The sequence below is a fragment of the Actinophytocola sediminis genome (assembly GCF_054779715.1).
The window spans coordinates 55,496-82,323 of sequence record NZ_BAAGXS010000023.1; the positions used below are offsets into that span (position 1 = coordinate 55,496).

Consider the following 26,828-nt stretch of genomic DNA (forward strand, 5'->3'; position numbering starts at 1 on the left):
GCTCATGTCGCTCAGCAGACGCATGTTCCTCACCGTGTCCGGTGTACTGGCCGCCGCGTTCGCCGCGCCGGCCGGCGCCGCGGCCGCGGCCGGTAAGCACGCCCACCCGTTCCGCGACCCCCGCCTGCCGCTGAACCGTCGCATCGACGACCTGCTCGGCCGGCTGACGCTGCCGGAGAAGATCTCCTGGCTGCACCAGTACCAGCCGGCGGTCCCCCGGCTCGGTATCGCGCTGTTCAAGACCGGCACCGAGGCACTGCACGGCCTCGCGTGGTCGACCGACATCACCTCCACCCCCGAGCCCGGCGCGGTGCGCACCGCGACCGCGACCGTGTTCCCGCAGGCGGTCGGGCTCGGCGCCACCTGGGACCATGACCTGCTCCGCCGGGTCGGCTCGGTGGTCGGCGACGAGTTACGCGGCTACCACTCGGCGAACCCGGTGGTGTGGGGGCTCAACGCCTGGGCTCCGGTGGTGAACCTGTTGCGCGACCCGCGCTGGGGCCGCAACGAGGAGGGCTACGCCGAGGACCCGTACCTGACCGGCGTGCTGTCCACCGCCTACGCCCTCGGCATGCGCGGCGACCACCCGCACCACCTGAAGACCGCGCCGACGCTCAAGCACTACCTGGCCAACAACAACGAGATCCGCCGCGACCGCACCTCGTCGAACCTGCGCCCCCGGGTGAAACACGAGTACGACGAGCCAGCATTCCGCCCGGCCATCGCCAACAACGCGGCCACCGGCGTGATGGCCGCCTACAACCTGGTCAACGGCCGGCCGATGACCGCGCACGACGACCACGACGGGGTTGTCCGCTCCTGGACCGACCAGACGCTGCTGAACGTCACCGACGCCGGCGGGCCGAACAACCTCGTCGGCTCCCAGGCCTACTACCCGACCCTCGCCGAGGCGAACGCGGCGACGCTGCGGGCCGGGGTGGACAGTTTCACCGTCGACAACACCAACGCCGTGCCGACCGTGGACGCAATCAACGCCGCGCTGGCCGCCGGCCTGCTCACCGAGTCCGATGTGGACACCGCGGTGCGGCGCATCCTCAGCATCCGGTTCCGGCTCGGCGAGTTCGACCCGGACGGCGGCCCGTACGCGGGCATCACCATGGACGCGGTGGACCGCCCGGAACACCGGGCGCTGGCCAGGGAGGCGGCCGGCAAGGCCGTCGTACTGCTGAAGAACAACGGCGTGCTGCCGCTGTCGGCCGACCTGCGCGAGGTCGCCGTGGTCGGCCCGCTCGCCGACACGCTCTACACCGACTGGTACTCCGGCCGGATGCCCTACCAGGTCACGCCCCGCGCCGGCATCGCGGCCCGGCTCGCCGGGGGGACGGTGACCGGCGGCGAGGCCGTCGACCGGATCGCGCTGCGAACCGTGGACACCGGCAGGTACGTCACCGCCGGGTCCGGTGTGGACGGTGCGCCGCTGACCGCGACCGCCGCGGTGGCCGGCGACACCGAGCACTTCGACGTGTTCGACTGGGGCCAGGGGGTGCTCGCCCTGCGCAGTGTCGCCAACGGCCTGTACGTCGAGCGCGCGGACTTCGGCGCGACCAGCACGTTCGTGAACCGCGCGCCGCAGCCACGGGACTGGTTCGTGCACCAGCAGTTCACCCTCGAGGACGCGGGCGCGGGCACCGTGGTCGTCAGGTACGTCGGCTACGAGACCGTCAACGACTGGGAGGGACCGAACAACTACCTGACCGTCGACGCCCAGGACCAGCTCGTGCTCGGCTCGCCGGACGCCGCCGGCGCGACCCGGTTCACCACCGAGGTCCTAGCTCGGGGGATCGACCTCGCGGTCACCGCCGCGGCCCGCGCGGACGCGGCGGTCGTCGTGGTCGGCAGCATGCCGTTCATCAACGGCCGCGAGGACCACGACCGGACCACGATGGCGCTCGCCGAAAGCCAGGCGGCGCTGATCAAGGCGGTGTACGCGGCGAACCCGAACACCGTCGTGGTGGTGGAGAACAGCTACCCGACCACGCTGACCTGGGAACAGGACACCGTGCCGGCGATCCTGTGGACCAGCCACGCCGGCCAGGAGACCGGCAACGCGGTGGCCGACGTGCTGTTCGGCGACGTCAACCCGGCCGGGCGGCTCCCCCAGACCTGGTACCGCACCGATGCCGAGCTGCCGAGCATCCTCGACTACGACATCATCAAGGCCGCCCGCACCTACCAGTACTTCACCGGCGACCCGCTCTACCCGTTCGGCCACGGCCTGTCCTACAGCCGGTTCCGCTACGACCGGCTGCGCGCCGACGACACCGTCCGTCCACAGGGGACTGTCCAGGTGAGCGTGGAGGTGACCAACACCGGCGAGGTTGCCGGCGACGAGGTGGTGCAGCTCTACAGCCACCAGCGCGCCTCCCGGGACCCGCGCCCGCTACGCACCCTGCGCGCGTTCGCCAGGGTCCATCTGGAACCGGGCGGGCGACGGACCGTGCGGTTCGCGGTGCCGGCCCGCGACCTCGGGCACTGGGACGTGACCAGGCGCCGCTGGGTCGTCGAGGACGCGACCCACGACCTGCTGGTCGGCGCGTCCTCGGCGGACATCCGCCAGCGGGCGTCGGTTCGGGTGCACGGGGAGACGATCCCGCCGCGCGACCTGTCCCGCACCACCCGCGCGATCGACTTCGACGACTACGCCGGCGTCGACCTCGTGGACACGTCACGGGAACGCGGTGAGGCGGTCGGCGCGTCGGCCGGCACGTGGATCTGTTTCGCTGACACCGAACTCGACCACGCCACCACGTTCACCGCCCGAGTGTCCACAGCGGACACCGCCGGCATCGAGATCCGGCTTGGCGGCCCGGCCGGAACGCTGGCCGGCACCGCGACCGTGCCGTCCACAGGGGACAAGTACACCTACGCGACGGCCACCGCGGACCTGCGCGGCGCCGACGGCCGGCACGACGTGTACCTGGTGTTCACCGGCCACCTGCGCCTCGACACGTTCCGCCTCCGATGAGACGCCCGGTCGTCGCGGTCGTACTGGCCGTGCTGCTGGGGTCGCTGCTCACCGCGCCCGCCCGGCCGGCGGTCGCGGCACCCGCACACGAGGTGACCTACGACCGCTACTCGCTCCAGGTCGACGGCGAGCGGGTGCTGCTGTGGAGCGGCGAGTTCCACTACTTCCGGCTGCCGAGCCAACAGCTGTGGCGCGACGTGCTGGAGAAGATCCGGGCCGCCGGCTTCACCGGGGTGTCGCTGTACTTCAACTGGTCCTACCACTCCCCCGCCCCCGGCAGCTACGACTTCACCGGGGTGCGCGACGTCGAGAAGCTGCTCGACCTCACCGAGGAGCTCGGGCTGTACACCGTGGTCCGGCCGGGCCCCTACATCAACGCCGAGGTCAGCGGCGGCGGTTTTCCCGCGTGGCTCAAGCAGGTTCCCGGCCGGGGCCGATCGAGCGACCCCGGCTACACCGAGGCCTACCGGGAGTGGCTCGGGCACATCAACCCGATCATCGCGCGCCACCAGGTCACCCGGGGCGGCTCGGTGATCGCCTACAACGTGGAGAACGAGTACGCGGCCAACACCGACGCCGCGTACATGCAGGACCTGCAGGACACCGCGCGGGCGGCCGGCATCGACGTGCCGATCACGCACAACCAGTGCTGTGACGCGTCCTGGACCCCGACGTGGGCCGACGGGCTCGGCGCGGTCGAGATCCCCGGCGTGGACGACTACCCGCAGTCCTTCGAGTGCCAGACCCCGGAGGTGTGGGGCCCGTGGGGCGCGGGCGTCACCGAGCGGCTCACCGACGACGCCCCGGTGTACGCGGCGGAGTACCAGGCGGGCGCGATCGACCTCAACCGGGCCGGCTACGACAAGTGCCGGGAGCTGACCGGGCCGGAGTACATGAAGTACTTCTACAAGTCGAACCTGATCACCAGTGGGGCCACCATGTTCGGCTACTACATGGCCTTCGGCGGCACGAACTGGGGCTGGCTCGGGCAACCCAACGACGTGTACACCTCCTACGACTACGGCGCGGCGATCACCGAGTCCCGCCAGCTGACCGCCAAGTACGCGGAGTTCAAGCGCCAGGGCTACTTCGTGCGCGCGGTCGAGCCGCTGACCAGGACCGACACCGCGACCGCCCCCGCGTCGGCCAACCCCGCCGTCGGCACCCTGGCCAGGGCCAACCCGGACACCGGCACCCAGTTCGTGCTCGTCCGGCACACCGACCCCGCGTCGGCGACCACTGAGGAGTCCACACTGGACTGGTCCACACCGGACGGTCGGTACCAGGTGCCGGTGCGGGTCTCCGGCCGGGACGCGAAGATCATGGTCGCCGGCTACGACCTCGGCGGCCAACGCCTGGCGTGGTCCAGCTCGGAGATCATGACCCACGACCGGATCGACGGCCGGGACGTGGCGCTGCTCTACGGCCGCGCGGGCGAGCCGGCCTCGACCGTGCTGCGCTACGCGTCCCGCCCGTCGGTGCGCGTGCTGGCCGGTGACGTGTGGACGTCCTGGCAGGCCGGGGACCTGCGGCTGGACTACACCCACCGCGGCCTGTCCAGGGTGCTGATCAGTGGCGGCGGCCGCCCGCCACTGTTGCTGCTGCTGGGCACCGACGAGACGGCCGCGGAGTTCTGGCGCCTGGACACCAAGACGGGTCCGGTGCTGGTACGCGGCACCGCGCTGGCCCGGTCCGCCCACGTCACCCGCGACACCCTGCACCTGCGCGCCGACACCGCCGCACCCGGCGAGGTGGAGGTGTTCGCCCCGGCCAACCGGCTCGTGGTCGGCGGCGAGCCGGTGCGGGTCCGCCCGACCCCGAGCGGCTCGCTGGCCGGCCGGCTCCCCGGCCCCGACCAGGTCGACCTGCCGGCGCTCACCGGCTGGCGCCACCGCGCCGGGTCACCGGAGACCCGCCAGGACTTCGACGACGCCCGCTGGCAGGTGGCCGACCACACCACGTCGACCAGCCCGTTCCCGCCGAAGACCCACCCGGTGCTGTTCGCCGGCGACTACGGCTTCGACCACGGCCACGTCTGGTACCGCGGCCACTTCACCGCCACCGGCACCGAGACCGAGGTGAACCTGAACGCGATCACCGGCAAGAACGGCGTCTACCAGGTGTGGCTGAACGGCCGCTACCTCGGCCGGGCGGCCGGCGGCACCCAGGCCGACGCCGACGAACCGGTGAACCTCGACCCCGGCCCGGGCTCGTTCCCGCTACCGGCCCTGCCGCCAGGACAGCCCGCGGTGCTGTCGGTGCTGGTGGAGAACCTGGGCCACAACGACGACTGGACCGCCGACGACAACCGCTTCAAGCAGCCGCGCGGGCTGGTCGGCGCGGCGCTGGCCGGCTCGGACACCGAGATCACCTGGCGGCTCCAGGGCGCCGACCGGCACCGGACCGACCCGGTGCGCGGCCCGCTCAACACCGGCGGCCTGTACGGCGAACGCCACGGCTGGCACCTGCCGGGCACCGACGACTGCGCCTGGGGGCCGCCGCGACCACCCGGCCCCGGCGTCTCCTGGTACCGCACCGAGTTCCGCCTGGACCTGCCGGCGGACCAGGACGTGCCGGTGGCGCTGCGGTTCACCGGCACCGGCCCCTACCGCGCCCAGCTCTACCTCAACGGCTGGCACCTCGGCCGCTACACCGCCGACCTCGGCCCCCAGCACGATTTCGTGCTCCCCGCCGGGCCGCTGCGGGAACGGGGCGCGAACACGCTCGCCATCGCGGTGATCGCCCAGGGCGAGTCGACCTGGGCGCCGCCGGTCCTGATCAGCCAGGCCAACCACCGGATCGGCGTCCACCGACCGGCTGGCGACGAAGGTAGGGGCCATTCGGCCGAACGGATGCACCCGATCGTCCCTCCGGAGTGATCAAGGACACTGGCGGGTGACAGCTGTTGATCAGGTGAAACGTCTTAAGGTCCCCGATCGAACCACAGACGTACGGAACATGTACGAACCGCGACCGCATACGGATCCCCCTGCGATGCGGCGCATGGAAGCGAAAGGGAATCAATGCGACGTAGCCGATTAGCCTCGGCCGCGGCAGCGGTGCTGCTCGTTCCCCTGGTGCAGGTACTGCCCGCGGCGTCGGTCGCCGCGGAGCCGGTCACGGCGCCGGTCAACGACACCAGGGAGCTGACCCGCAAGCAGTTCACGCTGGACGGCAAGCCCGTCCAGACGCCGTCGAGCTACCAGCCGACGGCGGCCAGGAACCGGGCAGCGGCGGAGACTCCGCCGGTTGGCACCGTCCGGGGCTGGCTCGGGATGGACGACGCCGAGGGCTCGCTCTACCGCAAGGACTACACCCTGCGCGGCGCGGGCGACTACATCGAGGTCTGGGTCGCGAACGACATCGCGTTCCCGGCGGGCGACTGCCGCGCGCAGATCGCCAACTCGACCGAGGTCACCGATGCCCAGGTCAACGACCTGGTCAGCCAGTTCGACACGAACATGTACCCGAAGGAGACGGCGGCGTTCTCCACGCCGCCGGACCGCGACGGGTCCAACGCCACGCTGGCGGGCGACTTCACCGGGGGCGGCGAGAAGACCGTCGCCCTGATCGACAACGTCCGGGATGACAACTTCTACGACTTCCCGGCCGCGCCGACCTACATCGCCGGCTTCTTCTCCTCGCAGATCAACGAACTGCTCGACCGCAACGTGATGACCATCGACGCGTTCGACTGGGCACACCGGACGGGCGTCAGCCCGGCGGACGAGCCGACCGACGATCTGTGCACCAGCCGCCCGGCCCGGCCGCGCCTGTACGAGGGCACGTTCGCGCACGAGTGGCAGCACCTGCTGATGTACTACACCGACCCGTTCGAGGGAAACTGGATCAACGAGGGTCTCTCCGACTTCGCCCAGACCCTGGTCGGCTACGTCGACACGCAAGCGACCGTGTTCGACCCCGGTGCGGACAGTCACCTGTACTGCTTCCAGGGCTTCGGCACGGTGCAGACGCCGTACAACACCAACCCACGGGACTGTGGCGGGCCGGAGAACTCGCTGACCCTGTGGGGCGAGGGCGATCCGAACGCGGTCCTCGCCGACTACGGGCACGCCTACTCGTTCATGCAGTTCGTGTATGACCGGTACGGCGCGGACTTCATGTCCAGGCTGCACAGCGACGGTGAGCACCAGGGGCTGGCCAGCCTCGACGCCGCGCTGGAGGCCGAGGGTGTCACGGACATGTACCAGGTCCTGCACGACCACCAGTCGATGGTGTTGCTGGACAAGATCGTCGGTGAGCGCCGGGGCGTCATGCTCGGCGTGCGGAAGGACCGGGTGACCTCGCCGAGCCTGCGCTCCACGGTCAACCTGGCCAACCCGCAGATCAACGACGATCCGGGTGCGGCGCCCAACGGTGCGGACTACGTGCCGATCAAGGCCGGCAACGGCAAGGCGTTGCGCGGATCCCAGCTGCGGTCGCTGAACTTCGAGGGGGCGGCGGAACTTCCCGCGATCCCGTTGGAGTGGACGACGGTGGCCGACGATCCGGACAGTGCCGGTGACCCGGTGCTGTTCTCCGGCAACGGCAACAACATCAACGCCACCGCGGTGGCCGAGGTGGCGGTGCCGGCGGACAACGCGACGCTGACCTTCGACGCCAAGTACGGCGCCGAGGCCGGCTACGACTACGGCTACGTGGTCGTGTCGACCGACGGCGGGGAGACCTATGCCCCGATCGCCGGCGACAGGACGGTGCCCGGTCCACTTGGGCCGAGCCTGAACGGCACCACCGACGGGTTCGAGCCGCACTCGTTCGACCTGTCGGCGTTCGCCGGTCAGACCGTGCTGCTCGGTCTGCAGTACGTGAGCGACGGCGGGGTCAACGAGGGCGGCGTCAAGATCGACGACGTCACCGTCGGCGGCACGACGCTCAGCGACGGGTCGAGCCTTGACCCGTTCGACTCGCCGACGGAGATCAACCCGGTCGAGGTGGCGAACTGGAACCTCAAGCTCATCGGTTACGACGAGCGGAACCAGATCGCCATGCAGGCCGAGTTCGACGGCAGGTCGTCGGTGCGTCTTGGCAAGCTGCAGCTGTTGCCGTTCTCGGTGTTCCCGAACGTCGTCGCGACGGTGTCGTACGACGAGCCGACGGAGCTGGTGCAGCAGTACGCGCCGTACACCCTCACGGTGAACGGCGTAACCCAGCCAGGCGGCGCCTGACCAACCCCGTGTCCGGTGCGGCGAAGGCCCTTCGCCGCACCGGACGCGGGCACGGGACAGACCCGGCCCCGTGCCGGCCGTTGCGTCATACGCCCAGCGGTTGACCGGGGCTCATTCTCGCGGTTGATGTTCGCGGACGACACCAACTCCTAGGCTCGAAGTCGTTGGGGCGCCTGTGGTTTCGGCGCCAGACGCGGGTCTGGGAGGTAGCTGGTGCGTGGACTTCTGGCAGTCGGCCTGGCCGTCGCGACGGCGGCGACGGTCGCGGGTTCGGGGGTGGCGGCCGGCGAGCCGTCGAGCACGCCGCGCTGGGGACCGTGCCCACCGGATGTCACCGGCGCCGGTCTGGAGTGTGCGACGCTCCAGGTTCCCCTGGACTACCGGAACCAGGACGGGCCGACGATCGAGGTCGCGATCTCCCGGCTGGCGAGTGCGAACCCGGCCAAGCGCCAGGGTGTGCTGCTGCTCAACCCGGGCGGCCCCGGCGGGACGGGACTGAGCTTCCCGGCGGCGCTCGCGGCCGAGGGTCTGCCCCAGGACGTGCTGGACGCCTACGACGTGATCGGGTTCGACCCACGCGGCGTCGGCCACAGCACCCCGGTGACGTGCGATCTCACGCCGGCGCAGGCCGCGCGCGGCACCCTGCCGCCCTACGCGCACACCGCCGCCGATGTCGTCGAGACGGCCGAGGCGGCCAAGGCCGTGGCGGAGCAGTGTGGCACGTCGGCGACCGCGCCGCTGCTGCCCCACATCACCACCGCCAACACCGCCCGCGATCTGGACCGGATCCGCGCGGCGCTCGGCGAGCCGGCGGTGTCCTACCTCGGCTACTCCTACGGCACCTACCTTGGCGCGGTGTACGCGACGCTGTTCCCCCAGCGCGGCGAGCGGATCGTGCTCGACAGCAACCTTCCTCCCGGCGGCCTCGACGCCACGGCCGCGCGGCTGTACGCCAGGGGTTTCCACGACCGGTTCCCGGACTTCGCCCGGTTCGCCGCCGCCCACCCCGAGTACGGGCTGGGCACCACGCCCGAACAGGTGACGGCGACGTTCTTCGACCTCGCCGCGAAGCTGGACCGGGCACCGAGCGAGGGGATCGACGGTTCGCTGTTCCGGGCGATCACATTGGGCATGCTCTACCGCGACGCGCGGATGCCGTTGCTGGCCGAGTACTGGCGGGCGTGGCACACCGGCCAGCCACTGCCGGCGGAGCCGCTCGCCATTCCCGAGGACAACCTGCTGGCCGGGTTCAACCACGTGAGCTGCAACGACTCGGACTTCCCCGAGTCGGTTCGCGGCTACCAGCGCGACGTCGCGGTCGACCGGATCCGCTACCCGATGCTCGGGGCGATGGCGGCCAACATCCGGCCGTGCGCGTTCTGGCCGGTCGATCCCGTCGAGCCACCGGTGCGCATCGGCGACCGGGGACCGTCGAACGTGCTGATGACGCACTTCGACCGCGATCCGGGGACCCCGCTGGTCGGCGCCAGGATGATGCGCGCGGCCCTGGGTGACCGGGCCCGGTTGGTGACGGTCGGCCAGGGCGGCCACGGTGTCTACCTGTTCGGCGAGAACACCTGCGCCGACAACGAGGTGACGACGTTCCTGGTCACCGGCGACCGGACCGACCGCGACCTGCGGTGCGCGGCCGAGACCCCCTGACCGGGAGCCGACCCAGTGCGCGGAAGGCGTCCTTCATCGCTAGACCAGGAACGTGAACAGTGGGCTGTCGGGCGGGACGCGTTCGATCCGGTGGGGGGCGCTGGCCATCCGTTTGAGGATCGGCTCCAGCCCGTCGGGTGAGCCGAGCTCGACGCCGACCAGCGCCGGGCCGGTCTCCCGGTTGTTGCGCTTGACGTACTCGAACAGCGTGATGTCGTCGTCCGGCCCGAGGACGTCGTCGAGGAAGCGGCGCAGCGCACCCGGCTCCTGCGGGAACTCGACCAGGAAGTAGTGCTTGCGCCCCTCGAACACCAGCGCCCGCTCGACGATCTCGGCGTAGCGGCTGACGTCGTTGTTCCCGCCGGACAGTACACAGACGACGGTCGCGCCCGCCGGCAGTTCGAGGTCGCCGAGCGCGGCCGGAGCCAGTGCGCCGGCGGGCTCGCTGATGATGCCGTCCGACTGGTACAGGTCGAGCATCTCGACACAGATCCGGCCTTCCGGCACGGCCGTGAGCCGGGGGCGGTATCGGGCGGCCAGCGCGTGGGTGTGCCGGCCGACCAGCCGCACGGCCGCCCCGTCCACGAACGGGTCGAGGTGGTCCAGCGGCACCGGCTCGCCCGCCGCCAGCGCCGCGGCCATGCTCGCCGCGCCGAGCGGTTCGGCGCCGATGACCTGGACCGGCGAGTCGCCGAGCCAGGCCAACGTGCCGGCGAGCAGCCCGCCGCCACCGACCGGCACGACCAGCACGTCCGGCGCCCGGCCGAGCTGGGCCATGATCTCCTTGGCCACCGTGCCCTGGCCGGCGATCGTGCGCGGGTCGTCGAAGGCCGGGATCAGCGTCCGGCCCATCGCCTCGGCGTAGCCGCGGGCCGCGGCCGCGGCGTCGTCGTAGGTGTCGCCCTCGACGATGATCTCCACGTGCCGGCCGCCGAGGAAGGCGACCCGGTCGCGCTTCTGGCGCGGGGTCGTGCGCGGCAGGTAGACCCGCGCCCGCACGCCCAGCGCGGCACAGGCGAATGCAACGCCCTGGCCGTGGTTGCCCGCGCTCGCGCACACGACCCCTCGGGTGCGCTGCTCTGCGGTGAGCCCGCTGACGAAGCTGAACGCGCCCCGGCCCTTGTAGGAGCGGACGGCGTTGAGGTCCTCGCGTTTGAGCCAGACGTCGAGGTCGTACCTGGCCGAGAGGCGCTCGTTGCGCAGCAACGGGCTCGGCGGGATCACCCCGGCGAACCGCTCGGCCGCCGCGCTTACCTCTGCCGCAGTCACCATGACAACACGCTAGCGCCTCACGGTGTCCAGAAAGGACACCCAGCCTCCGATGGGGACACCGACGACCGGCTGTCGCGCTCGACGGTCCTTACTGTCCCGAACGAACACCAGGTCAGTGTCGAACTTGACCTCGACACAGCCAGCGGCACTTGAGCTGTGGGTGCTCTTGAACCAACTACCCCGGTCCACTGTGAACACCGGGGTAAATCTCTCGATCAAGCCAGCTCCTCGGCACACCGACGGATCAAGGTCAGACTGTCCTCGCGGCTCAGCGTACGCCCCAGGGTGTCCACGAACGCCATCGACAGGTCCCGAACCACGTGCTGGGTGTCCAGGACGCCCCAGGCCGAGACCGATTCGTGCCAGGCGATCGTCGGCAGTCCCGCCTTCGCGAAGCTGATCAGATGCAGTGTGGACGCACCGAACAGGTCAGATCTGGTGGCGGTGAACGGAATCACCCGCACCTCGATGGAGGAGGGATGCGACTCGATCCGGTTCGCGAGCTGGTCGAGCTGTTCACGAAGGACCACGGGACCGCCGATCTGCTGGCGCAGCGCGGCCTCACTGAGGATCGCGGTCAGCTGCAGGGGGTCGGCGCCATCGAGTCGCTCCTGGCGGCGTGCCCGAAGCTCGACGCGCTGGTCGATCTCGACCTTCCGCACCATGACGCCGGTGGTCATCAGCGCCCTGGTGTAGTCGGGAATCTGCAGTAGACCCGGGATGACGATGCTCTCGTAGGTGCGGACGGCCTCCGCGCCGTGCTCCAGGCCGTACAGCCGTTGCAGGTCGGCGTCGATCAGGCTGGCGTACCGCGTCCACCAGCCCCGCTGTTTGGCGACCAGCCGCAGCTCGCGGAGGTCGCGCTGCTCGTCCTCGTCGAACTCGAACAGCTCGGCGAGCTTGGCCAGGCTCTCCTCGGAGAGGATCTTGCGGTCGTTCTCGACCGCCGACCAGTAGTTGCGGGAGAAGCCCAGCGCCTGGGTGATCTCCTTGACCTCGATCCCGATCTGCTCGCGACGCGCACGCAGGCGAAGAACGAGTTCCCAGCTCGCGACGGTGGGTGACGAGGGCGGCACCGGGGTTCCCTTCGTTCTCGGACGTGCGTGGAACAGTACCTTGAGCGGTTACCGTAACCAAGATACAATCCAGTCAGGGTAATCGAGGAGGTGACCGTGCGATGACACAGACTCCCACCGTCCAGATCACCTACCGGGTCAACTGCGGCGGCGACATCACGGTCTCGATCGGCCCGCTCCAGCTGAACTTCCAGCCAGACGCGCTCGCCGAGTTCCTCCGCCTCGGCGCCGAGGCCCTCGACGAGGTCGAGGCTCGCTATACCGCCATCCGCGAACTGGCCGAATGACGCCGTGGGTATGACGTTCACGACCGTGAGGTTGCTAGCGTTGCGCGGGTGGAACCGGGTGAGGTGATCGGCGGCCGCTATCGGCTCTTGTCGCTGCTCGGCCGTGGTGCCATGGGGATCGTGTGGCTGGCGCGTGACGAGCACCTCGATCGCCAGGTCGCGGTGAAGCAGCTGCTGGTCGACGGGTCGGCGTGGGCCGACGAGGCGATCGCGCGCGCGATGCGGGAGGGCCGGATCGCCGGCCGGCTGCGCCATCCCAACGCCATCGCCGTCTACGACGTGACCGAGCACCAGGGCTGGCCCTGCCTGGTGATGGAGTACCTGCCGTCGGAGAGCCTGGCCACCCGCGACGGGTTACGCCCGCGCGATGTCGCCGCGATCGGCGCGCAGCTCGCCTCCGCGCTGGCCGCGGCCCACGAGGCCGGCATCGTGCACCGCGACATCAAGCCGGACAACGTGCTGATCGCCGAGGACGGCACCGCGAAGATCACCGACTTCGGCGTCTCCAGAGCCAAGGGCGACACCTCGGTCACCGCGACCGGCATCCTCGCCGGCACCCCCGCCTATCTCGCGCCGGAGGTCGCCAGGGGCGCCGACGCCGACTCCCGCTCGGACGTCTACTCCCTCGGCGCGACGCTGTACGCGGTCATCGAGGGCCAACCGCCGTTCGGCATCGAGACCAACGCCATCGCCATGCTGCACCGGGTCGCCGGCGGCACGATGAAACCGCCGCAGCGCGCGGGCGACCTGACCGGCGCGTTGCTGTGGCTGCTGCACCGCGACCCGGCCGCGCGCCCGACGATGCACGCCGCCAGGGAGGCACTCGCCGCCGCGGCGCAGGGCCGCTCGGTGGCCCCGCCATCGTCCAGGACGCCGACGCTCATGGTGCCGGTACGCCGGTTCTCCCGGCGGATGATCGTGGCCAGTGTCGCCGGCGCCGCGCTGCTCGCGGGGGGCGTCGTGCTCGGCGTGCTGATCACCAACACCGACTCGGCCGGCTCGACCGGCTTCCCGACGCCGACGACCACCGCTCCCCCGGCGGCCAACTGCGAAACCCGGGTCACCATCGGCAACTCGTGGGAGAACGGCTACACCGCGTCGGTGTCCGTGCGCAACACCGGCGACCAGGACATCACCGGCTGGCAGCTGAGCTGGACCATGCCGGCCGGCGAGCAGGTCGCCGACCTGTGGGGCGGCGTGGTCTCCCAGAAGGCCGAGGCGGTGACCGTCACCAACGCCGACTACAACGTGCTGATCAAGGCCAAGGCCGCGGTCGACGTCGGCATGCGCGTCGAGGCGCCCAACGGAGCCGGTGAGCTGCCCCGGATCCAGTGCCAGGAACGGTGATCCCCTCGCTACGCTGAGCGCGAACGCGAACCAGTGGGGGCGCAGATGGGTTTCGGTGCCGACGAGGCGCGCCGGCGGATCGAGCGAGCGGAGTCCACGCTCGACCTCAGCGATCTCGGACTCACCAAGCTGCCGGCCGCGGTCGCCGGCCTGCGTGGCCTGACCGAGCTCCGCCTCGAGGACAACCGGCTCACCGACCTGCCCGCCTGGCTCGGCGAGCTGACCGAGCTGACCAGTCTCAGCCTCGGCGACTGCCGGCTGGACACCGTCCCCGACTGGCTGGCCAACCTCACCAACCTCACCGAGCTGCGGCTCAACGACAACCGGCTCACCGACCTCCCGGACTGGCTCGGCTCGCTGACCACCCTGCGCAGGCTGGACCTCGACGACAACCGCCTGCGGCGGCTGCCACCCGTGCTGGCCGGCCTGACCTCGCTGGCCGAACTCCGCGCGTGGGGCAACCAGCTCACCGAGTTACCGGCCTGGCTGGGCGAGCTGCCGGCGCTGACCCGGCTGGAGGTGGACAACAACAAGCTCACCGGCCTGCCGGACTGGCTGGGCGAGCTCACCCGGCTCGAGGTGCTCGGCGTCGGCTGGTGCCGGCTGGACACCGTCCCCGACTGGCTGGCCAACCTCACCAACCTCACCGAACTCTGGCTGCACGGCAACCGCATCGAACAGGTGCCGGCCTGGCTCGGCGACCTCACCGGGCTCACCCGGCTGCACCTCAACACCAACCGGCTCACCCACCTGCCGGCCGAGCTGGCCCGGCTCACCGCGCTCAGCGAACTGCGCCTCACCACCAACCGGTTCACCGCGCTCCCCGCCTGGATCAGCGAGCTGCCCGCGCTCACCTACCTGGACGTGAGCCACAACCGGCTCAGCGAGCTGCCGCCCTGGCTGGCCGGCATGACCAACCTGACCAGGCTGGACCTCGACAACAACTGGCTGACCGGGTTACCGGACTGGCTCGGCGGCCTCACCCGGCTGGAGATCCTCGACATCGGCAGGTGCCGCCTCGGCACGCTGCCGGACTGGCTGGCCAACCTCACCGAGCTGACCGAACTCTGGCTGCACGGCAACCAGCTCACCGCACTGCCGGCCTGGCTCGGTGACCTCGGCAAGCTCACCCTGCTGCACCTCGACGACAACCGGCTCAGCGCACTGCCGCCCGAACTGGGCCGGCTCGGCGAGCTGGCGCAGTTCCGGGTCGACGGCAACCGGCTCACCGACGTCCCCGACTGGATCTGCGACCTGCCCGCTCTCGCCCGCCTGGACCTCAGCGCCAACCAGCTCACCGCGATCCCCGAGCGGCTCGGCGAGCGCGCCACGCTGACCGCCCTTCGCCTGCACGACAACCGGTTCAGCGCGCTGCCGGCCACGCTGGGCAACCTCACCGGGCTCGGCGAGCTGACCCTGCGCGGCTGCCAGCTGACCACCGTCCCGGACTGGCTGGCCACCCTGACCGGACTGGAAGAGCTGTGGCTCAACAACAACCGGCTCACCGACCTGCCCGACTGGTTCGCCGGCCTCACCCACCTCAGTGAACTGTGGGTCAGTGGCAACAACTTCACCGAACTGCCGGACGTGCTGGGCAGCCTGACCCGGCTCACGGTGCTGGACATCGGCTTCTCCCGACTGGAGACGGTGCCCGCCTGGGTGGCCGGGCTCACCGCGCTCGACGAGCTGTGGCTCAACCACAACCGCCTCACCGAGATCCCCGACTGGCTCGGCGCACTCACGCTGACCGCGTTGAACGTCAACGACAACCGGCTCACGACCGTGCCCCCACTCGGCTCGATCACCGACCTGCGGCTGGAGAACAACCGGTTCACCGAACTGCCGGACTGGCTCGCCGGCATCGCCGGGCTGACCAGGCTCGACCTCGACCAGAACCGGTTGGCCGCACTGCCGGAGTGGCTGGGCGAGCTCACCGGGCTCACCTACCTCGACCTCGGCGGCTGCGAGCTGACCGAGGTGCCGGGTTGGCTGCGGGGGCTGACCAACCTCACCGAGCTGTGGTTCAACCGCAACCGGCTCACCGAGCTGCCGCCGTGGATCGGCGAGCTGACCGCGCTCACCCGGCTGGCGCTGAGCAACAACGGCTTCACCAGCCTGCCCGACCAGCTCGGCGACCTCACCGGCCTGACCAGGCTCGGCCTGCGTGACTGCCGGCTCACCGACATCCCGGACTGGATGGCCCGGCTGACCGGGCTCACCGAACTGCAACTCGACGGCAACCAGCTCACCGACCTGCCCGCCTGGTTCGGCGACCTCGACTGGCTGACCGTGCTCGAGCTGAGCAGCAACCGGTTCGCACAGCTGCCACCCGAGCTGGCGCGGCTGGCCAGACTGCAGGACCTGGACCTGGAGTCGAACCGGCTCACCAGCGTGCCGGCCTGGCTCGGCGAGCTCACCGACCTCACCACGCTGAGCCTGAGCTACAACGACATCGCCGGACTGCCGGCCGAGCTCGGCGCGCTCACCAACCTCGTCGACGTCAAGTTCGGCAACTGCCAGCTCGACGCGGTGCCGCCGTGGCTGGCCGGCTTCCCCGGCCTCGCCCGGCTGAACCTGGACAACAACCGGATCACCGAGCTGCCCGAGTGGCTCGGCGACCTGTCCCGCCTGACCAACCTGAGCCTCCAGGACAACCCGTTCCCCGAGCTGCCGGCGCGCCTGTCCCGGCTCGCCGGACTGTCCTCGCTGTGGCTGGACAACAGCCAGCTCACCGAGCTGCCCGACTGGCTCGGCGATCTGTCCGAGTTGGACACCGTGAGCCTGGGTAGCTGTGGGCTCACCGAGGTGCCGCCGTGGTTACGCCGGGCCGTCGGCATCACCTCGCTGTACCTGGACAACAACGAGCTGACCGCGCTGCCCGACTGGGTGTCGGCGCTGCCGGCGCTGACCTTGTTGTGGGTCAACGGGAACCCGATCGCCACGCTGCCGGATCGCCTGGCCGAGCTTGGTGGGCTGGAGACGATCAACGCCAGGGACTGCCAGCTCACCGAACTGCCGTCGTGGCTGGCCACGCTGACCGGGTTGCGCAGCCTCGTCGTCGGCCGCAACCAGTTCGACGAGGTGCCCGCGGTGATCGCCAGGATGAGCGGGCTCGGCACGCTGAACCTGGGTGCCTGCGGGATCGGCGAGCTGCCCGACTGGCTGCGCGACCTGACCGGCCTCACGACGCTGAACCTCACCGACAACGAGCTGAGCACGCTGCCGCCCTGGATCTGCGAGCTGACCAAGCTGTCCTCGCTGTGGCTCGGCGGGAATCCACTCACGACAGTGCCCGACGCGTTCGACGACCTGACCCGGCTCACCTTCCTGGGTCTTGGTGGGTGCCGGTTCACCGAGGTGCCGCCCCAACTGCGTGCCCTGACCGGGCTGAAGTACCTGTACCTCCACGACAACGCGCTGACCGAGCTGCCGGACTGGATCGGCGAGCTGTCCGGACTGGTGTCCCTGGAGATCAACGACAACCGGCTCCGAAGTCTGCCCGAGCAGCTCACCGAGCTGGCCGTGACCACGCTTCGGTTGGAGGGCAACGAACTCACCGCGCTGCCGGCGAACATCGGCGCGCTGCGCGGGCTCACCGAGCTGCGGGTGGAGTACAACCAGCTCACCGCGTTGCCGGACAGCGTTGCCGACATCCATGGGTTGCGCGAACTCCAGGTCAACAACAACCAGCTGCCGACCCTGCCGGACTGGTTGACCGAGATGCCGAACCTGACCGAGGTCTCGGTCAGTGCGAACCCGCTCGTCAGCCCGCCGCCGGAGATCGCGGCGGCCGGGTCGGAGTCATTGCTGGCGTTCCTCCAGGCCCGCAAGTCGGGCAGTTCCCAGCAGTGGCTGTCCAAACTGCTGGTTGTCGGCGAAGGTGGCGTCGGCAAGACCTCGTTGGTGCGGGCGCTGGCCGGTGACGACCATGATCCCCACGAGCCGTCGACCCACGGGCTGGTGGTCGCGGATCTGGCCGTGCCGCACCCGACCGAGCCAGATGTCCACATGAGACTGAGCGCGTGGGACTTCGGTGGACAGCAGATCTACCATGCCACCCACCAGTTCTTCCTCACCAACCGGTCGCTGTTCCTGCTGCTGTGGAATTCCCGGCTTGGCTGGGAGCAGGGGAAGCTGCGGTACTGGCTGGACATCATCACCGCCCGCGCCCCTGAATCACCGGTCGTGCTGGTCGCCACCCACCTCGACGACCGGCCGGTCGACCTGCCGCTCTACGAGCTGCGCCAGGAGTATCCGAACATCGTCGACAGCCTCACCATCGACAACGCCACCCGACAGGGCGTGGACGACCTGCGCGCGCGACTGGCCACCAAGGCCGCGCAGCTGCCGCTGATGGGCTCGGAATGGCCGACCTCCTGGCTGGCGGCGGCCAACGCGGTGCGCGACGCCGAGGACAAGCACGTCACCCCGGCCAGGTTGTGGACGCTGATGACCGGGGCGGGGGTGGACGATCCGACCCAGCAGCAGTACATCGCGGTCGCGCTGCACGAGCTGGGCGACATCCTGTACTACAGCGACGATCCCGAGCTGTCCCAGACCGTGGTGCTGCAACCGGGCTGGGTCAACGACTACATCAGCATGGTGCTCGACAGTGGCCAGGTCGACGCGGCCTACGGGCTGCTCACCCGCCGGCACCTCAACGAGCTGTGGGCCGACCTCGATCCGGGGCTACGCGACCACTTCCTCGGCATGATGGACAAGTACGACCTGTCCTACCGCATCCAGGGCGGCCAGGCCGACGACATCAGCCTGGTGGTGGAACGGCTGCAGTGGAACCCACCCGACTTCGACGCCGAGTGGGACGACATCGGGCAACGCGCCAACACCAGGGAAATCCGCGTCCTGTACCGGCTCAACACGATGCCCCCCGGCATCCCCACCTGGTTCATCGCCCGCTCCCACCGGTTCAGCAAGAAACTGCACTGGCGAACCGGCGCGCTGCTCGGCCACGGCGACGGCCAGCATCTGGCACTGGTGCGGGCGAACCGGCATCGCAACACCGTCGAGCTCGCGGTGCGCGGCCCGACACCCGCCACGTTCTTCTCCATCCTCGACGACGGGCTCAACCTGACCCTGGAACGGTTCCCCGGCCTACAGATCACCCGGCAGGTGCCGTGCCGCTGCGCGGCGGCGCCGACGCCGTGCCACGAGCTGTTCGACTACGAGGATCTCCGTGCCCGGCTGGCCGACACGCCGCCCAAGGACACCATCGAGTGCCGCAAGTCGCGCCGCGACATCTCCGTGCCGGAGCTGCTGCTCGGCCTCGCACCGTCCGAACGGGACACCTCGCGGATGAGCATGGAGCAGATGACGACCATGCTCAGCCAGGTCTACGAGCGACTCGAGGAGCACGGCGACTACATCCAACGCACGTTCCTCAAGCTGCAGCGCCAGCTCCAGGTCCAGCAGGAGGCCCGCTGCCCCAGCGTGTTCGCGATCGTGCCGACGAAGAAGAAGCTGGCCGGCAGCACCTTCGAGCTGCGGCTGTACTGCGAGGAGCCGGGTGCCTGGCATCGCCTGCCCGAGCAGGCCGGGTGCTACCCGATCGCGCAGCCCGCCGAGTGGCTGCGCAAGCTCGGGCCACACCTGCAGCACCTGCTCAAGGCGCTCAGGCACGCGGCGCCGTTGGTCGGCCCGGTGCTCGGCGTCGCGGTCGACAAGCTCGACGAGCAGGTCAAGGCCGACATCGACCTGATGAAGGAGCTGGTGGGCCAACTGCCGGCCGAGATCGAGCACAAGCCGGACATCGCCAAGCAGAACGACGCCGACCCGGCACCCAGCGTGCGCGCCACCAACGACGCGGACTACCGGGCGCTGGAGTCGATGCTCACCAAGCTCGACCCCGACCGGGTCTGGGGCGGGCTGTCCAGGACGATGACCCCGGAGGGGCTGACGCTGTACCTGTGCGCCGACCACGTGGCCGGCTACCGCCAACCGGTGACCGGCTGACCGCACGCCACCGGTGGGCGACGGCCGGTCGACGCGGGATCATCGAGGCATGCACGTGCACGTTGGCCTCGGCGCGCCGAGGGTCGAGGACGTCCAGAACCTGCGCCGGCTGCACGTCGAGTTCGCCGGGGTGGACGACGTGACCGGCGCGGCGGCCATCGCCGAGGCCGGGCTCGGCACCCTGGAGGGTGACCACGTCTGGCTGAGCATCGCCGCGCTGCGTGCGGCCGGCGAGCACACCGAGACCTGGCGGACCGGCTTCGCCGGCATGATCGACTACGCCAGGAGCCAGGGCTGGGTGCGCGGCGAGCAGGTCCGCGCGCACGTCGTGCGGGCCGGACTGTGATCTGGCCCCGCACGGGATGCGCCGGGGTCCCGCCGGCGTTGACGGTGGTATGTGGCAGACCGACGTGGTGGTGATCGGTGCCGGTCAGGCCGGCCTGTCCAGCGCCTACTTCCTGCGCAGGAGCGGCATGGACCACGTGGTGCTCGACGCGGGCGCCGCGCCCGGCGGGGCCTGGCGCCACCGCTGGCCGACCCTGCGCATGGCGACCGTGCACGGGATCTTCGACCTGCCGGGGAAGCGGTTCGACCCGCCAGCGCCCGACGAGCCGGCGGCCGAGGCGCTGCCGGCCTACTTCGCCGCCTTCGAGCGGGAGTACGAGCTGACCGTCCGCCGACCCGTTCGGGTGACCGCCGTTCGGCCAGGGCCGGACGACCGGTTACTGGTCGAGAGCGACGGCGAGACCATCGCCGCACGCGCGGTGATCAACGCGACCGGGACCTGGACCAAGCCGTTCTGGCCGCACTACCCCGGCCGGGGCGAGTTCCTCGGCCGGCAGCTGCACACCGTGGACTACCGGGGACCGGCCGAGTTCGCCGGCAAGCGGGTCGTCGTGGTCGGCGGCGGCAGCTCGGCGGTGCAGCTGCTGATGGAGATCGCCGAGGTCGCGGCGGACACGACCTGGGTGACCCGCCGGCCGCCGCGCTTCCGCGAAGCCCCGTTCACCGTGGACGACGGCCGGCGGGTGGTCGCCAGGGTCGACGAGCGGGTGCGGGCCGGGCTGCCACCCGAGTCGGTGGTGTCCCAGACCGAGCTGCCGCTGACCCCGGAGATGGTCCGGGCCAGGCAGGCGGGGGTGCTCGACCGGCGACCGATGTTCGAGCGGATCACCCGGACGGGCGTGGTCTTCGCCGACGGCGCCGCGCTGGCCACGGACGTGATCCTGTGGTGCACCGGTTGGCGGGCCGCGCTGGACCACCTGGCGCCACTTGACCTGCGGACCCCGGGCGGCGGGATCATCATGGACGGCACCAGGGTCGTGGCCGAGCCGCGGCTGCACCTGGTCGGCTACGGGCCGTCGGCGAGCACCGTCGGCGCGAACCGGGCGGGCCGGGCCGCGGTGCGGGAACTGCGCGAACTACTGGGTGTTGTCCGAGAGCCGGCCGCCTGAGGAGTGCCATGACGATCGACGAGCTGCTCGACCGGGCGCGGGAGACCGTCAGCGCCCGGCTGGTGTACGCCGAGCCCTACGAGCGGGACGGGCTCACGGTCATCCCGGCGGCCAGGGTCTTCGGTGGCGGGGGCGGCGGCACCGGACGGAGCCATGACGGGCAGCAGGGCAATGGCGGTGGCCTCGGGGTGCTCGCGCGGCCGGTCGGCGCGTTCGTCGTCGGTGACGGCCAGGTTCGGTGGGTGCCGGCGGTGGACGTACACCGGTTGGTGGGCACGGTGGTCGGTGCCGTGCTCGGCGGGTTGCTCATTCGCCGACGCCGTCACCGCTGACGGTAGCCGGCGACGTGGTCGGCGCACAGGTAGAGCGTCAGGCCCTCGGGGCTCATCGTCCTGGACAGGCCGCCCCAGGTGTGGTCGGGGTCGAGCCTGGCCAGCATCGCCTGCAGCGCGCGGAAGTCGGCCTCGGTCACCGCCCGCTCGACCGGGCTGGCGTCCTGACCGTCCACTGTGTCCAGTTCCGGTTGGTGGCGTACCTCGTCGGGTAGTTGGGTCACCAGTTCCTTCATCAGGTCGAAGTCGGCCTTGACCTGATCGTCGACCTTCTCCGCCGCGATGCCGACGGCCGGGCCGACGAGTGGGGTCACGTGTTTGAGCGCGATCAGGAGGTACTGCAGGTACGGTCCGAGCTTGCGGAACCACTCGGCCGGCTGGGTGATCGGGTAGCACCCGGCGCCGTCGGCGAGCCGGTGCCAGGCGCCGGGTTCCTCGCAGTAGAGCCGGATCTCGTAGGCCGACCCGGTCAGTTTGCGTTTGTCGACCGGGACGATCGCGAACACGCTGGGGCAGCGGGCCTCCTGCTGGACCTGGGCGAGTCGTTGCAGTTTGAGGAACATCCGCTGCAGGTAGGCGCCCTGGTCGTCGAGCTTGCCGTCGATCTGGTCGAGGGTCGCGGAGATCTGGTCGAGACTCATCCTGGCGGCGTCGCGTTCGGACGGTGCGAGGCCGAGGAGCAGGCGGGGCACGGAGACGAACTCGCCCGACTTGCGGCACTCGATCTCGTCGCGCGACGGGGTGCGGGCGAGGCGGGCGCGGAGGTCCTCGTAGTCGAAGAACTCCTGGCAGCCGTTCGCGCACGGGCACGGCACCTGGCGGGTGATCTGCAATCCGGGGAACCGTTCCAGGGTCAGGTTGAGCCCGTCGTCGAGGATGGAGAAGAAGTTGGCCGGCGATGGTCCGCGAACCGCGAGTTCCACGGTACTGCGGTGCCGGTCGGCACGGACCAGGGCGAGATGTTCGCCGTCGCCGTGCCCGAGCAACGCCCCTGTTCGCCAGTGCAGTTTCTTGCTGAAGCGGTGGGAGCGGGCGATGAACCAGGTGGGGATGCCGGGAGGCATCGTGTTGAGCCGGTACAGCACGCGGATCTCGCGGGTGTTGGCGCGCTGCCCGACCTCGGCCCATTCTTCCTGGAAGTCCGGCGGGTCCCACTGCAGCCGTTCCACCACCAAGCTGACGTCGTCGGCCCGGCCGCCCTCGATCCGGTAGGACAGGTCGTACTTGTCCATCATGCCAAGAAAGTGGTCCCGCAGCCCGCGGTCGAGTTCGGACCACAGTTCGTTGACGTGGTCGCGGGTGAGCAGCCCGAACCCGGCAGCGACCTGCTCACTGTCGAGCACGAGGCTGATGTAGTCGTTGACCCACTCCGGTTGCAGCACAACGGTCTGGGACAGCTCCGGGTCATCGCTGTAGTACAGGATGTCGCCGAGCTGGTGGAGTGCCACGGCGAGATAGCGCTGCTGGGTGGCATCGCGAACGCCGGCCTCGGCCATCAGCTCCCACATCCTGGCCGGCGTGACGTGCCGATCCGGCGCGTCCCGCACCGCGTTGGCCGCCGCCAACCAGGAGGTCGGCCACTCCGAGCCCATCAGCGGGAGCTGGGTGGCCTCGGCGGAGAGCCGGTCGCGCAGCGCGTCGATCCCGTCTCGAGTCGCGTTGTCCACCGACAGGCTGTCGACGATGTTCGGATACTGCTGGCGCAGCTCATAGAGCGGCAGGTCCACCGGCCGGTCGCCGATATGGGTGGCGACAAGCACAACGGGTGATTCGGGTGCCCGAGCGGTGATGATGTCCAGCCAGTACCGAAGCTTGCCCTGCTCCCAACCCAACCGGGAGTTCCACAACAACAGGAACAACGACCGGTTGGTGAGGAAGAACTGATGCGTGGCATGGTAGATCTGCTGCCCACCGAAGTCCCACGCACTCAGTCCCATCTGAACGTCCGGCTCATCGGGGTGCGCGAACTTGAGGTCCGCGACCACCAGTCCGTGAGTCGACGGCTCGTGGGGATCGTGATCGTCACCGGCCAGCGCCCGCACCAACGACGTCTTGCCGACCCCACCCTCACCGACAACCAGCAACTTGGACTGCCACTGCTCAGTGCTGCCTTCCTTACGTGCGCTGATGAAGGCTATCAACGAGTCCGACCCAGCGGCGGCGATCTCCGGGGGCGGGCTGACGAGCGGGTTGTCATTCGCCGATACATACGTCAGGCACGGCAGGTCTGGTACCCAATCCGGAATGGTGGTCAATTGATTGCCGTTGGCAGTCAATACTTCCAACCGAGCGAGCGCCGCGAAGCTGCCTGGGAGCACGGTGAGCTGGTTCCCATCCAGGTACACTGCTGTCAGGTCACTGAGATCACCTAAACTCTCCGGGAGCGCTTTGATTCGGTTACCTGCGAGCTTCAGGGTGGACAGTCCAGTTAGCGTGCCAAAATCCCATGGCAGCGCAACGAGATTGTTGCGCGTGAGTGGTATCTGAGTGAGGCCAGCCAACCGCGTGAGACTGTTCGGCAAGGAGACCAAGCGGTTCTGGTCCAAACTCAATTTGGTAAGTCCGGCCAGGTCGGATATCCAATTCGGAAGATCGGTCAGCCCACTATCTATTACGAAGAGCGAGTCAAGAAAAGTGAGACTTCGTAACCACTCGGGCAACTGAGCGAGACGACATCGGGAAATATTGAGCACAGTGAGACCACTCAATCGACCGAGGCTGTCCGGCAATTCCTCGAAAGGGTTTCCATCAATCCACAAATCAGTAAGACTATCTAGATCGCCAATCGACTGCGGCAGAGCCGTTAGTTGATTTCCCCCCAGTACAAGCAGGCTCATTTCTGCAAATTCAGATATCCAGTCCGGCAACTCGGTCAGTGAATTTTTGTCCAAATAAAGAGCGTCAAGACCGTCGAGTCTCCGCAGCCACGATGGCACTTCAGTTATGCCACAACCAGTAATGCTCAAAATAGTCAATCCGGACAGCTCACCAAGCAGGTCCGGCAGCTCAACCAATGGGTTATTGTCAATCATCAGTACCCGAAGTCCCGGCAACTTACAAATCCACGGAGGAACTCCAATGAACTGACACCCATTGAGATTCAGAACGGACAGTCCTGCTAGCGAAGACAGCTCACCCGGAAGATCCACTATAGGATTTCCGCCAGCCCACAGATGAGTAATACCTGACAATTCAGCCAGCCAGTCCGGTAACTTCGTCAGCAAATTCGCCATGATATGAAGTTTGGTGATCCCGCGCAGTCCCGCCACCCATCGAGGTATCTCCCTCAGCTGACACCCGCCAATACCGAGATATGTGAGTCCATGCAGATCGGCTACCCACTCAGGAACATGCGTAAGCCGATTTCCGGTGACCGCGAATTCAGCCAGCCCAGTGAGTGCCGCCAGCGACTCGGGAAGTTTGGCGAGTCGATTGTTGATCAGCCACAGAGTCTTTAGCCCCCCGAGGTCCGCAATGCAACTCGGCAAGGTGGTGAGGTGGTTCTGGTTGAAGTTCACATGGGCAAGTCGAGTTAGGTCGCCGATCCAGCTCGGCAACTCGGCGATCCGGTTGCGGTCGAGTCGCAGGTCGGTAAGCCCAGTGAGCTGGACGACCCACTCCGGTACCTCGTCGAGGGAGTTGTCCGCGAGACTGAGCGTGGTCAGGTTCCTCAGTGCGCCGAGTGCTGCCGGTAGGTTGGTGAACCTGTTGTCGCCCAAGTGGAGACGAACGAGGCTGGTGAGGTCGGACAGCCAGTTCGGCACCTGACGCAGCCGGTTCCACGCCAGATCAAGTTCGGTCAGATTCGAGAGCCCAGCCAGCTGTGGTGGAACATCAGTGAACCAGTTGCTGTCCAGATGCAGTGACGTGAGCGCAGTCAGCTCGCCCAGCCAGTCCGGCAGGTCGGTGAGCCGGTTGTTGTTAAGCCACAGCTCTTCCAGGTCGGTCAGGCCGCGCAACCAGGCCGGGACCTCGGTCAGGTGGAGGTCGCGGAGCGCGAGCGTGGTGAGGCCGGTGAGGGTGCCGAGCCAGGCTGGGAGTGCGGTGAACCGGTTCTTGCTCAGGTGGAGTGTGGTCAGGCCGGTGAGTTCGGGAAGCTCGGTGAGCAGATTGTTCTCGACCCGGAGTTCGGTCAGGGATGCCAGCGGCGGCAACGTGGTCAGCCGGTTGTACCCAACGTGGAGGCTGGTCAGGTCGGTCAACTCGGCAAGCCAGTTTGGAAGCTCGGGGAGCCGGTTCTTGGCGAGCGACAGCTCTTTCAGGCCGCTGAGCTGTCGCAACCACGGCGGGACCGTGCCGAGTTGGCAGTCGGAGACGTCCAGGTGGGTGAGGTTCAGCAGTTCCCCGAGCCAGTCCGGCAGCTCGCGGAGAAAGTTGTCGTTGAGCCACAGTTCGGTCATGTCGGTGAGCCTGCGCAGGCAGGCCGGTACTTCGGTGAACCGGCAGTGGCTGATGCTCAGGGCATTGAGACCGGCCGGGCAGGCTGGTAACTCGGCCAGCCGGTTGCGGTGTAGGCGCAACTCCCGGAGGGCGGTCAGCTCGCCGAGCCACTCCGGCACCTCGGCCAGCCAGTTGTCGTCCGCTTCGAGGCGGGTGAGGTTCGGGCACTCGCGTAGCCACTCCGGCAGTGCGGTGAACCGGTTGCCGCTGATCCGCAGTTCGGTCAACCCGGCAAGTCCGGCCGGCAGCTCCGAAAGCCGGTTGTCGCCGACGTCGAGGATGGTGACGCCGGTGAGCCAGTCCGGGATCTCGGCGATCCGGTTGTCGGCGATGGACAGCTCCGACAACCCGGCAACCCAGCCAGGGACCTCGTGCAGACAGCATCCGTCGATCCCCACAGCCGTGAGCCCGGTCAGCTCGGCGAACCAGTCGGGCAGTCCGACCAGCCGGTTGCCGCCGACATCGAGGCGGGTGAGGGTGGTCAGCTCGCCGAGCCAGTCGGGCAGGCTGGTCAGCCAGTTCTTGCCAAGGCCGAGATCGGTCAGCCCGGTCAGCGAGCGCACGCAGTCGGGCACCGCCTCCAGTCGACAGCCGGTGACGCTCAGGGTCGTCAGCCCGGTCAGGTCACCGAGCCACTCCGGTAGCTCCCGGAGCCGGTTGCCGTCCAGGCGCAACTCGGTAAGTCCGACAAGGTCCGCCACCTCGGCCGGTAACGCGGTCAGGCGGAGATCGGTGAGATCCAGCGATGTCCGGCCGTCCGCCGCTTCCTGAACGCGCCGGGTCGCCTCCTCGACTGCCATGGCCAGTCACGATAGC

Annotated in this window: 14 protein-coding genes; 10 read left to right on the plus strand and 4 right to left on the minus strand. The window is 69.3% G+C overall.

Annotation, left to right across the window (positions count from 1 at the left end; translation table 11 throughout):
* Positions 1-4: 4 nt before the first annotated feature.
* From ACYVIP_RS15305 to ACYVIP_RS15320, 4 genes are all read left to right on the plus strand, one after another.
* Positions 5-2,986: a glycoside hydrolase family 3 C-terminal domain-containing protein gene (locus ACYVIP_RS15305; RefSeq protein ID WP_460396578.1), complete on the plus strand. Its 2,982-nt coding sequence runs from the start codon at positions 5-7 to the stop codon at positions 2,984-2,986.
* A complete protein-coding gene (locus ACYVIP_RS15310) occupies positions 2,983-5,865 on the plus strand; it encodes a beta-galactosidase (RefSeq protein WP_460396580.1) in 2,883 nt (960 codons plus the stop codon). The genes ACYVIP_RS15305 and ACYVIP_RS15310 overlap by 4 nt, the downstream gene beginning before the upstream one ends.
* A 180-nt stretch (positions 5,866-6,045) precedes the next feature.
* Positions 6,046-8,172, plus strand: a complete 2,127-nt coding sequence (locus tag ACYVIP_RS15315) for a choice-of-anchor J domain-containing protein (RefSeq protein WP_460396582.1) — start codon at positions 6,046-6,048, stop codon at positions 8,170-8,172.
* Positions 8,173-8,385: 213 nt separating this feature from the next.
* On the plus strand, positions 8,386-9,834 hold the full coding sequence (locus ACYVIP_RS15320) for an alpha/beta hydrolase (RefSeq protein WP_460396585.1): 1,449 nt from the start codon (positions 8,386-8,388) through the stop codon (positions 9,832-9,834).
* A gap of 39 nt (positions 9,835-9,873) precedes the next feature.
* Here ACYVIP_RS15320 and ilvA read toward each other — a convergent pair whose 3' ends face one another.
* From ilvA to ACYVIP_RS15335, 3 genes are read right to left on the minus strand one after another with little or no spacing between them, the layout of a single operon-like run.
* A complete protein-coding gene (gene ilvA, locus ACYVIP_RS15325; protein WP_460396587.1) occupies positions 9,874-11,106 on the minus strand; it encodes a threonine ammonia-lyase IlvA in 1,233 nt (410 codons plus the stop codon).
* Positions 11,107-11,115: 9 nt separating this feature from the next.
* Positions 11,116-11,343, minus strand: a complete 228-nt coding sequence (locus ACYVIP_RS15330) for a DUF397 domain-containing protein (protein ID WP_460396589.1) — start codon at positions 11,341-11,343, stop codon at positions 11,116-11,118.
* On the minus strand, positions 11,322-12,182 hold the full coding sequence (locus ACYVIP_RS15335) for a Scr1 family TA system antitoxin-like transcriptional regulator (RefSeq protein WP_460396591.1): 861 nt from the start codon (positions 12,180-12,182) through the stop codon (positions 11,322-11,324). The genes ACYVIP_RS15330 and ACYVIP_RS15335 overlap by 22 nt, the downstream gene beginning before the upstream one ends.
* Before the next feature lie 101 nt (positions 12,183-12,283).
* Between ACYVIP_RS15335 and ACYVIP_RS15340 the strand changes: the two genes are divergently transcribed.
* From ACYVIP_RS15340 to ACYVIP_RS15365, 6 genes are read left to right on the plus strand one after another with little or no spacing between them, the layout of a single operon-like run.
* Positions 12,284-12,469 (plus strand): hypothetical protein, encoded by a 186-nt coding sequence (locus tag ACYVIP_RS15340; RefSeq protein WP_460396593.1) that lies wholly within the window; start codon positions 12,284-12,286, stop codon positions 12,467-12,469.
* Positions 12,470-12,517: 48 nt separating this feature from the next.
* The gene (locus ACYVIP_RS15345; RefSeq protein WP_460396595.1) at positions 12,518-13,816 is read left to right on the plus strand and encodes a protein kinase domain-containing protein; all 1,299 of its coding nucleotides are present in this window, start codon (positions 12,518-12,520) and stop codon (positions 13,814-13,816) included.
* A gap of 45 nt (positions 13,817-13,861) precedes the next feature.
* Positions 13,862-19,786, plus strand: a complete 5,925-nt coding sequence (locus ACYVIP_RS15350) for a leucine-rich repeat domain-containing protein (RefSeq protein WP_460396597.1) — start codon at positions 13,862-13,864, stop codon at positions 19,784-19,786.
* Between the two features lie 49 nt (positions 19,787-19,835).
* Positions 19,836-20,132, plus strand: a complete 297-nt coding sequence (locus ACYVIP_RS15355; protein WP_460396599.1) for a hypothetical protein — start codon at positions 19,836-19,838, stop codon at positions 20,130-20,132.
* Between the two features lie 49 nt (positions 20,133-20,181).
* Positions 20,182-21,240: an FAD-dependent oxidoreductase gene (locus ACYVIP_RS15360; protein WP_460396601.1), complete on the plus strand. Its 1,059-nt coding sequence runs from the start codon at positions 20,182-20,184 to the stop codon at positions 21,238-21,240.
* A gap of 8 nt (positions 21,241-21,248) precedes the next feature.
* On the plus strand, positions 21,249-21,572 hold the full coding sequence (locus ACYVIP_RS15365; protein WP_460396603.1) for a spore germination protein GerW family protein: 324 nt from the start codon (positions 21,249-21,251) through the stop codon (positions 21,570-21,572).
* Here ACYVIP_RS15365 and ACYVIP_RS15370 read toward each other — a convergent pair.
* Positions 21,563-26,812 (minus strand): leucine-rich repeat domain-containing protein, encoded by a 5,250-nt coding sequence (locus tag ACYVIP_RS15370; protein WP_460396605.1) that lies wholly within the window; start codon positions 26,810-26,812, stop codon positions 21,563-21,565. The two genes, ACYVIP_RS15365 and ACYVIP_RS15370, sit on opposite strands and share 10 nt — an antisense overlap.
* Positions 26,813-26,828: the final 16 nt, after the last annotated feature.

What these genes read in the sequence shown, in the direction of transcription:
- ACYVIP_RS15350 (WP_460396597.1), top strand. Translation starts at nt 13,862, where the DNA reads ATGGGTTTCGGTGCCGACGAGGCGCGCCGGCGGATCGAGCGAGCGGAG.
- ACYVIP_RS15370 (WP_460396605.1), bottom strand. Translation starts at nt 26,812, where the DNA reads ATGGCAGTCGAGGAGGCGACCCGGCGCGTTCAGGAAGCGGCGGACGGC.
- ACYVIP_RS15340 (WP_460396593.1), top strand. Translation starts at nt 12,284, where the DNA reads ATGACACAGACTCCCACCGTCCAGATCACCTACCGGGTCAACTGCGGC.
- ACYVIP_RS15365 (WP_460396603.1), top strand. Translation starts at nt 21,249, where the DNA reads ATGACGATCGACGAGCTGCTCGACCGGGCGCGGGAGACCGTCAGCGCC.
- ACYVIP_RS15360 (WP_460396601.1), top strand. Translation starts at nt 20,182, where the DNA reads ATGTGGCAGACCGACGTGGTGGTGATCGGTGCCGGTCAGGCCGGCCTG.
- ilvA (WP_460396587.1), bottom strand. Translation starts at nt 11,106, where the DNA reads ATGGTGACTGCGGCAGAGGTAAGCGCGGCGGCCGAGCGGTTCGCCGGG.
- ACYVIP_RS15310 (WP_460396580.1), top strand. Translation starts at nt 2,983, where the DNA reads ATGAGACGCCCGGTCGTCGCGGTCGTACTGGCCGTGCTGCTGGGGTCG.
- ACYVIP_RS15355 (WP_460396599.1), top strand. Translation starts at nt 19,836, where the DNA reads ATGCACGTGCACGTTGGCCTCGGCGCGCCGAGGGTCGAGGACGTCCAG.
- ACYVIP_RS15305 (WP_460396578.1), top strand. Translation starts at nt 5, where the DNA reads ATGTCGCTCAGCAGACGCATGTTCCTCACCGTGTCCGGTGTACTGGCC.